The organism is Frateuria defendens, from assembly GCF_001182895.1.
GTDB classification, from domain to species: domain Bacteria; phylum Pseudomonadota; class Gammaproteobacteria; order Xanthomonadales; family Rhodanobacteraceae; genus Frateuria_B; species Frateuria_B defendens.
Genome location: NZ_LFQR01000144.1, coordinates 22,260 through 31,207, shown reverse-complemented (window position 1 = coordinate 31,207; position 8,948 = coordinate 22,260). Strand labels below are relative to the sequence as shown.

Here is an 8,948-nt window from a genome sequence, read left to right as displayed (position 1 = left end):
CCCCGGCCAAAGGCCGGTCAGGATAAGACAGCTCCCCCGCTTCCTAGGCATCGAGAAAGCCCCGACTAATCCCCTCCAACAACCTCACCCCCAACCCACCCGCCCGCCGCACCGGCTGCGCCAGCGCCGCCTCCGCCGCGCCCTCGCTCGCCCACAGCTCCACCGACTGCCGCGCCCGCGACAGGCCGGTGTAGAGCAGTTGGCGCGAGAGGATGCGGTGGGCCGGGTCGGGGGGCAGCAGCACGGCGACGTGGGCGTATTCGGAGCCCTGGCTCTTGTGGATGGTGAGCGCGAAGGCCGGCTCGTGGGCGGGCAGCGAGCCGGGGGTGAAGGCGCGGGCGGTGGCTTGGCCGGCGGCGTCGGTGTGTTCGAACCACACGCGCAGTTGGCCGTCCGCGTCGGCCAGGCACAGGCCGACGTCGCCGTTGTAGAGGCGCGCGGCGTAGTCGTTGCGGGTGATGAGCACGGCCCGGCCCGGATACCACACGCGCTCGTCGGGCACCTGCCACAGGCGCTTGAGGCGCCGCTCGATCCAGGCGTTGAGCGCCACGGCGCCGTAGCTGTCCTCGCGTAGCGCGCACAGCAGCTGGCGCCGACCCAATGCGCGCAGCGCATCGAGCGCCACGGCGCGGCGCGCGGCCTCCGCCGCGTCGTCATCGTCGTCGTCGCCGGCGGGGCGCGGCGGCAGCACGGGGCGGAGCGGCAGCGCGGCCAGGGCATCGCTCCAGCGCGCCAGTTCGCGGCGCAGCCGGTCGGCGTCGTCGGTGCGGTGCCAGGCGGCCTGCGTGCCGGCCGCCGCCAGCGCCGTGCGCAGCGCCGCGCCGTCGCCGGCCTGCACGGCCTGGTTCACCGGCACCAGCTGGCGCTCGGCGCGGAAGCTGTGTTCCAGCCGCACCAGTTCGGGCGCGCGCTGCGCCTCCAGCGCGCCGACCAGGTCCATCAGCGCGGAGCCGGCCGCCACCGAGGCGAGCTGGTCGGCGTCGCCCACCAGGATCAGCGTGGCTTGCGGCTTCACGGCGGCGAGCAAGGCGCGCATCAGGGCGAGGTCGATCATCGAGGCCTCGTCCACCACCACCACGTCGGCGGCGAGCGGATGCGCGGGGCCGCGGGTGAAGACGTTGCCGCGCGGGTCGTAGCCGAGCAGGCGGTGCAGGGTCAGCGCGTCGTCGTCGGGGATGCGCTCGAGCAGCGGCAGCCACGCCGGCGGCAGCCGCTCGCGCAGGGCCTGCTTGCCCTGCCGCAGCGATTGCAGCAGGCGCTGCGCGGCCTTGCCGGTGGGCGCGGCGAGCTGGATCGCCGGCGCGGCGCCGGGCGCGCGGCGTTGCAGCCGCAGCAGCATGCGCAGCACGGTGGTGGTCTTGCCGGTGCCGGGGCCGCCGGTGAGCACGAACAGGCGGCGCCCCGCCACCGCGCGCACCGCCTCGCGCTGGCGCGCCACCGCGGGCGAGCGGTCGCCGCCGAACAGCGTATCCACGTCGGCCTCGCCCGCCGCATCGTCCACGGCCGCGCCCGCACGCTGCCGCGCGCGCAGCGCCGTCGCCACCGCCAGTTCATCGGCGTAGTTGCGCCACAGGTAGAAGCGGGCGTCCGCATCGAGCACGAACGGCGCGGGCTGCCGGCCGTCGCCGACCAGCGCTTCCCCGCGCAGGGCATCGCACTGCGCCGGGTCGAGGGCCGGCATGCCGTGCCGCCCCGCTTCGTCGGCCGCCAGCGGCAGGGCGGTGTCTCCCTCGCCGTCGGCGAAGCTGGCCCAGGCGGCCAGCCGTGCCAGCGCGGGCGAGCCGCCGTGGGCCAGGGTCCAGCGCAGCAGGGCGCGGTCGAGCGGGCGCCACGGCGCCTCGGCCGCCTCCTCGCCCGCGCGGAGGAAACGGTAGGCGCTCATGCGGCCGCGCCCTCGCGCCCGGCCAGCACGCGGTCGACCGCCTCGATCAGCGCGTCGTCGAAGCGGTGCCGCCAGATGCCGGCGCCGGGGGCCAGGCCCACCGCGCGCACGAACAGGTACAGCGATTCGCCCAGGTGCCGCTCGCGCCGGTAGCCGGGCAGGCGCTGGCGCAGCATGCGCTCCAGCGCCACGGTGTAGAGCAGCGCCTGGAAGCGGTAGTGGTGCGCGTCCATCGCCGCCGGCAGGGCCTCGGGACGGTAGGCGTCGAGGCTGTCGCCGAGCCAGTTGCTCTTGTAGTCCAGCACCAGGTAGCGCCCTTCGTGCTCCACGATGAGGTCGATCTTGCCGGTCATGCGCCCGCGCAGGCTGGCCACGGGGGTGAGCGGCACCAGCTCCGGCTCGCCCAGGCGCGCGCAGGCCGCGCGCAGGCCGCGCAGGGAAGCGTCGTCGAGCAGGTAGTGGAACTCCATCTCGGCCAGCTGGCGCGCGGCCGGCAGCGCGCCGAGGGCGAAGCCGGGCAACAGCGGCGCGTCCAGGTTGGCTTGCAGGCGCTCGGCCAGCAGGTCGATCAGCGACTCGCGCGCGGCCGGCTCCACTGCCACGCCGAACTCGCGCAGGCAGTGGTCGATGTGGGCGCGCTGCGCGTGCATCGGCGCGCCGATGGTGCGCTTCTCGAACATCGCATGCAGCGCGTTGCCGATGTCGGCGCCGCGCACCGACGACAGCGCCGCCAGCGCCGGATGCGGCGGCGCGGGCTCGGCGGGGGCGAGCGCTTCCAGCGCCTCGCCCGGCGGCAGGGCGCTGCCCTCCTCGTCGCTGGCGGCCTGGTCCTCCAGGGCGCTGGCCTGCGCGCTGCGAGTGAGCAGGGAGAAGCTGTAGACCTGCGCCAGCGGGCGCGCCGGCGGCAGCGGCTGGGCCCGGCGCGGCGGCGGCCTGCGGACGTCTGGACGTCCATCCGTTTCCGGCCACGGCCAGCCCTCGGCCCACGCCAGCGCGGGCGCAGCCACCGGGCCCGCGCCCGCGGCGAGCAGCCGCGCCACCGCCACGTCGAGCGGCGCGCGCTCGGGGTCGCCCAGCGCGCTCTTGCCGCCGGCCCGCGCCGGGCGCCCGGGCGGCAGCACGTAGACGTGGCAGGCGTGGATGGCGCGGGTCAGCGCCACGTACAGCACGCGGAAGCGTTCGTCCTGGCCCTCGGCGCCGTACTGCGCGGCGGCCAGCGGGCCGAAGCCGATCACGCGCCGCCCGGCCAGCGGCTCGCGGATCACCGGCGTGGTGTCGAGCCCGCTGCGCGTGTGGTCCCACATCAGCGGCAGGAACACGATGGGGAATTCCAGGCCCTTGCTGGCGTGCAGGGTCATCAGGCGCACCCGGCGCGCGTCGGACTCGATGCGCAGCTGGCGCTCCTCCGCCGCCTCGCCGCCCGAGCCGCCTTCGCGCTGGCGGGCGAACCAGGCCAGCAGCTGGGCGGCGCCGTGCAGCTCGTCCTCGGCCTCCTGCAGGAGTTCGCCGAGGTGGCGCAGGTCGGTGAGCGTGCGCTCGCCGTCTGCGCCGGCCAGCAGCGCGGGCGCGGCGTGCTCGGTGAGCGCGCGCACCACCGCCAGCACGCCCTCGCGCTGCCAGCGCTGGCGCCAGCCGTGGAACTGCTGCTCGTAGACCAGCCACGCCTCCGGCTGCTCGCGCAGCGCCGCCAGCTCGGCATAGCCCACGCCGTACAGGCGCGTGGCGAGCGCGGCGCGCACCGCGCCCTCGTCGCCCGCGTGCTCGATGCCGTGCAGGAGCATTTGCAGCTCGCGCGCCACCTCCAGCTCGAACACGCTGCCGCGCCCCGCGCCCACGCAAGGCACGCGGCGGTGCTGCAGCAGCGCGCGCAGCTGCGCCACGTCCGCGTTGCCCGGCAGCAGCACGGCGATGTCGCCCGGCTGCAGCGGCTCGCCGCCCAGGCGATGCGTGCCGGCGGCGAGCAGGCCGGCGATCTGGTTGGCGCAGGCCTCCAGCGCGGCGCGCACGCGCTCGGGTACGGCCGGCGGGCAGTCCTCCAGCGGCAGCGCGTGCAGCGCCAGCGGCTGCGTCACCGCTTCGCCATCGATGGTGTAGGGCTCGCCGTCGCGGCGGCGGCTCGCGGCCACCGGTACGTAATGGATCGGCGCCGGCTCGCGCGCGCTCAGCGCCGTGCCGGCCAGCGCGTAGAACTGGTTGAGCGCGGCCACCATGGCGCGCGAGGAGCGGTGGTTGACGGCCAGTTGCAGGCGCTCGTCGGCGCTGGCGGCGGCGTCGAGGTAGGCGTCGATGTCGCCGCCGCGGAAGCGGTAGATGGCCTGCTTGGGGTCGCCGATCATCACCAGCCGGCCGCGCGGCACGCCGGCCGCGTCGCGGTAGATGGCGTCGAGGATGGCGTACTGCTGCGCGTCGGTGTCCTGGAACTCGTCCACCAGGGCCACCGGCCAGGCCTCGGCCAGGCGCGCGGCCAGCACGCCGTCCGCGCGCCCCACCGCCTCGCGCACGCGCACGATCAGCTCGTCGAAGCTGAGCTGGCCGCGCTCGCGCAGGCGCTGCTCGCGCCAGGCGTGCACCTGCGCCAGCCAGCCCTGCCAGGCGCGGATGTGCGCGGCCTCGGCGACGTAGCCGAGCAGGCGCACGGCCTGCCGCACGAAGGCGGCGGCCTCGTGCGCGCCGTGGGCGGCGAGCAGCGCGGCGGCCTCGGCCAGCTCGTCGAGCGCTTTGCCGGCGGGGGCGTCGGTGCGCGTGCGCAGGTAGGCCGCCAGTGCCTGCACGGCCTTGGGCGCGTTGCGCTTGCGGCCCCAGACGGCCTTGTCCGCGGCCAGCGCCTCCAGCGGCGCGGCCCAGCGTTCGGGCAGGCGCTCGAGCAGCTCGTCCTCGCCGGGCGCCCACAGCGCGACGCCGGGTTGCAGGTAGGTCTTGAGTTGCGCGCGCAGCGCGGCAAGCGAGGCGGGCGTGGCCGCCGGCGCGGGTTCCTCGCCCTGTTGCAGGCGGCGCCACAGGTCCTGCGCCCATTCGTCGAGCAGGTCGTCGGCGGAGACCAGCTCGCCGCCCTGGAAGCCGCTGCCGCTCTCGAACGGGTAGTCGGCCAGGATGCGCCGGCACAGGCCGTGCAGCGTGGCGACCGGGGCGAGGTCGAGTTCGGCCTGGGCCAGGCGCAGGCGCACGCGGTCGCGCGCGGCCTGCGCCGCGTCGGCCTGCCAGCGGGCGAGCAGCCAGGCGGCATCGGCGCCGTCTTCCCCCGGCGGCACGAGGTTCTCCACCCAGGCGAGCGCCTGCGCCTCGGCGCCGGCCAGCCGCGCGCGCAGGCGTTCGCGCAGCTCCTGCGCGGCGGCGTCGGTGAAGGTGGTGACCACGATCTGGCGCGGGCTCAGGCCCTGTTCCAGCAGCAGGCGCAGGTACAGCGCCGCGATGGTCCAGGTCTTGCCGGTGCCGGCGCTGGCCTCGATCAGGCTGCGGCCGCCGGGGGCGAGGTCGAGCGCGCGCCAGTCGGCGGCCTCGCGGGGCGTCGTCATGCCGAAGCCTCCGGATCGAGGGTGATCAGCGCGCGCAGCCGCCCGGCCAGTTCGCGCAGCGCGAGGTAGCCGGGGCCGTCCGGCTCGAAGCGGTGCTCGCCGGCAAGCAGGCGCGCGTAGCCCGGCGCGTAGTCGCGCTCGCCGCGCTGGCGGCCGTTGCCGAGCCAGGAGCGGCTGGCGCCGTCGGGGGCCTCGTCGAGCACCTTCCAGCTGGTCTTGGGGAAATACGGCAAGGGCTGGTGCTGGGCCTGGCGCCAGAGGTCGAGCAGCGCCGCCACGCGCGCGCGCAGATCGTCCAGCAGCCGCTCGACCGTGGCGTCGTCGCCGGCGGCGGCGGCTGCGCCCAGCACCGCGTCCCAGCCGTCGAGCGAAGCCGTCCAGGCGCCGGCTTCCGCACACACCAGGCACGCGCGCACCGGCCGGGTGGGCGGCGTCATCAGCCGCAGCAGCGCCCATTCGAGGAAGAACGGGATGCGCACCTTGAAGTCCAGCTCCGCCTCGCGCTTGCCCGGCAGCACGTCGAACAGCCACAGCGCGTCGTCCTTGGCGTAGACGCGCTCCAGCGTGCCCTCCAGGCGCCGGCCGGCCAGCACCGCCGGCAGCGCCTGCGGCTGCGGCACCGGCGTCTCGCCGGCGAACAACGGCAGCGCGCGCGCGGCGTCGAGCAGTACCTGCACGTCCTGGCGAGTGGCCGTCCAGACGTCCAAACCGGGACGCCCCGGCGGCAGCAGGCCGGTGAGGCGCAGCCAGGCCGGCGCCTGCTCGGGAAGTTGGAAGCCGCCCTGCTCCACCGCGTCGAGGAACAGCCGCCGCGGCACCCGCTCGATCGCCGCGAGGCCGGCTTCCAGCGGCTCCTGCTCGGCGAGGCGCTCCTCTTCCAGCGCGTCCAGCCGCACGTTGAGGCGGCGCGCCAGCAGCTGCCGGGCCGGGTCGCGGTAGTAGGCCACCACTTCGCGCAGCGGCACCGGCTCCGCGCCGGCCTCCGGCGGCAGCGCGGCGGGCGCGGTCAGCGCGTCGAGGAACGGCCGCCGCGCGCCGGCGGCGACCATGCCCGCGTAACCGGCGTCGAAGGAGAGCAGCCGCGGGTCCTCGCGCCGCGGCGCGTCGAGGTCGAAGTAGCGCGCGTCGAAGGGTTGCAGCGGATGGCGGATGCGCCACGGGCGGCGGATCGCGCGCGGCGCGTCGCCGTGCACGGGCTGCTCGTCCGCGTCCGCCGCCACGCCGGACAGGCCCGCCTGCGCGTCGAGGAAGCCCATCAGCTCGGCCAGCGGCGCGGCGGGGTTGCGCGGCCTGCCGTCGCGCACGCCCTCGCCGAGGTAGGACAGGTGCAGCGCCTCGCGCGCGGACATCACCGTCTCCAGGAACAGGTAGCGGTCGTCGCTGCGCACGTCGCGGTCGCCCAGGCGGCGGTGGCGCTGCATCGGGTCGAGGCCGGCGTCGCGCTCGCCGCGCGGGAACTCGCCGTCGTTCAGGCCCAGCACGGCGATCACCCGGAACGGGATCGCGCGCTGGGGCACCATGCCGCAGAAGGTGACGCCGCCGACCAGGAAGCGCTGGCGCTCGGAGGAGGCCGCGAGGCGCTCGCGCAGCGCCTCGCGCACCACGCGGAAGTCGAGCAGCGGATCGAGCCCGCTCTCGGCCGTCTCCAGCGCGGTGGCGGCGATCAGCCGGCGCAGCAGGGAGAGTGCCTCCACCGCCGCGCGCTCGTGCGGGTCGACGCGGAACAGCGCGTCGAGCAGCTGTTCCAGCCTAGTTGCCCAGGCCGAGGCGGTGCGCGGCTGGGCGGCGTCGCGCTGCAGGGCGGCCAGCTCCAGCAGCAGGCGGTCGAGCGCGCCGAGCAGCGCCGCCTGCGGGCCGTGCACGCCGGGCACCGGCGCCAGCTCGCCGTCGGGCAGCGCCCAGGCCGCGCCGCCGTCGCCGCCCATCACGTAGCCGGCCAGCAGGCGGTCCATGCCCCAGGCGAAGGTGTGGGCGTCGATGGCCGGCACGTCGAAGCGCGCGCGGTGCGCGCCGTCCAGGCCCCAGGCCACGCGGCTGCGGCGCAGCCACTGCGCCAGCGTCTCGTGATCGGCGCCGTCCAGGCCGAGCGCGCGGGCGATCTCGGGCAGCTCCAGCAGGTCGAGCAGCTCGGGCGCGGTGAGGCGCGACTCGGGCGTGCCGAGCAGGCGGCCGAAGGCGTCCAGCAGCGGGTGCGTGCGCGCCACCGGCACGTCGGCGAGGTGGTAGGGCAGCGGCCCCTGCGCCCGGCCCGGCTCGCCGAACACCGCCGGCAGCAGCGGCAGGTAGGCGGCGATGTTCGGCGCCATCACGGCGATGTCGGAGGGTTCGAGGTCGGGCCGCTCGGCCAGTTCGTCGAGCAGCGCGTCGCGCAGCACTTCGAGCTCGCGCAGGCGGGTGTGGCACAGGTGCACGCGCAGGCTGCGGTCGGCCAGCGCCGCGGCCTCGCCGCCGGCCAGCGGCTCGACCAGCGCGGGCTCGAACTGGCGGATGCTCTCCTGCAGGCGTTGCAGCAGGCCCCGGCCATCGCGCCAGGCCGGCGCCTCGTCCTGCCAGTGGCGCACGTCCATGCGGATGGCCTCGTCCACATCGTGCAGGCCGAGCATGAAGTGCTGGCCCATGCGGCCCCAGGCGGCCAGCAGCGGGTGGCCGACCTCGTCGAGGAAGTACTGCTCGGACTCGGCGTCGAAGCCGGTGCGCCGGGCCAGCTCGCGCAACTGGGCGCGCTCGCCGCGCAGGCCGGCCCAGTATTCGCGGCAGGGGTCGGGCACGTAGAGCATCACCGGCCGCACCTGCGCCACCGCGCGCAGCAGGCCCAGCTCGATCGGCGCGAGGTGGCTGATGCCGAACAGGTGCACCGGCTCGGCCTCGTCCACGTTCGGCCGCGCGAGGTCGCGCAGCAGGCGCTGTGCCAGCTCGCCGCGGTGCGGCGCGCCGATGCCCTGCCGCAGCGCCCGCCACAGCGGCGCCAGGAAGCCGGCGTCGGGGATGGCGCTCTCGCCGCGCTGCCAGGCCAGCAGCCAGTCGGGCCGGTACACCAGGTACTGGCCGTAGAGCTGGGCCAGGCGGTCGGCGAGCTGGTAGCGGCGCAGCGGGTCGCCGCCGGCGAGGTAGGCCTGGACTTGCGCGTCGTCGATGCCCGGCAGCTGCTCGTGGATGCGCCAGCGCAGGCGGTCGCGCCGGTAGGGCGCGGTGGGCGCCTTGTCGGCGCCCAGGCGCGCCTGCGCCAGCTCGTCCAGCCAACTGCTCGGCAAAGTGATGCGCAGGTTGGCGACGATGCCTTCCGGCCCGCGCCGGCGCGCCAGCGCGGCGGCCAGCCAGTGGCGCATGCCCGGGTGCGCGGCGATCACCGTCTGCGGCGCCAGCACCTGCGCGGGCGGCGCGCCGTCGAGCAGGGCCAGCAGCGGATCGAGCAGGGCCTCGAGCCGGCTGGCGCGGTAGACCACGAGGCCGTGGCTGGTGTCGTCCGGAAGGGAAGGCTGCATCGGGCCGCATGATACCGGCCGCGGCCCGTGCGGGCACCGCGCACGGGCAATGCGCCCGCGCCGCCCTGGAGC

At 76.4% G+C, this 8,948-nt stretch carries 3 protein-coding genes; all 3 read right to left on the bottom strand.

Annotation, left to right across the window (positions count from 1 at the left end):
- Window positions 1-43 precede the first annotated feature (43 nt).
- The 3 genes from recD to recC are packed head-to-tail and all read right to left on the bottom strand — an operon-like array spanning window position 44 to window position 8,876.
- Complete coding sequence (gene recD, locus ACH65_RS16445) at window positions 44-1,882, bottom strand: exodeoxyribonuclease V subunit alpha (protein WP_049623712.1); 1,839 nt, start codon at window positions 1,880-1,882, stop codon at window positions 44-46.
- Window positions 1,879-5,394, bottom strand: a complete 3,516-nt coding sequence (locus ACH65_RS16440) for a UvrD-helicase domain-containing protein (RefSeq protein WP_049623711.1) — start codon at window positions 5,392-5,394, stop codon at window positions 1,879-1,881. The genes recD and ACH65_RS16440 overlap by 4 nt, the downstream gene beginning before the upstream one ends.
- On the bottom strand, window positions 5,391-8,876 hold the full coding sequence (gene recC / locus ACH65_RS16435; RefSeq protein WP_049623710.1) for an exodeoxyribonuclease V subunit gamma: 3,486 nt from the start codon (window positions 8,874-8,876) through the stop codon (window positions 5,391-5,393). Before recC ends, ACH65_RS16440 begins: the two co-directional genes overlap by 4 nt.
- Between the last annotated feature and the right edge of the window lie 72 nt (window positions 8,877-8,948).

Bases quoted from the DNA above. Each gene is read 5' to 3' on its own strand.
- recD (WP_049623712.1), bottom strand. From the start codon at position 1,882: ATGAGCGCCTACCGTTTCCTCCGCGCGGGCGAGGAGGCGGCCGAGGCG.
- ACH65_RS16440 (WP_049623711.1), bottom strand. From the start codon at position 5,394: ATGACGACGCCCCGCGAGGCCGCCGACTGGCGCGCGCTCGACCTCGCC.
- recC (WP_049623710.1), bottom strand. From the start codon at position 8,876: ATGCAGCCTTCCCTTCCGGACGACACCAGCCACGGCCTCGTGGTCTAC.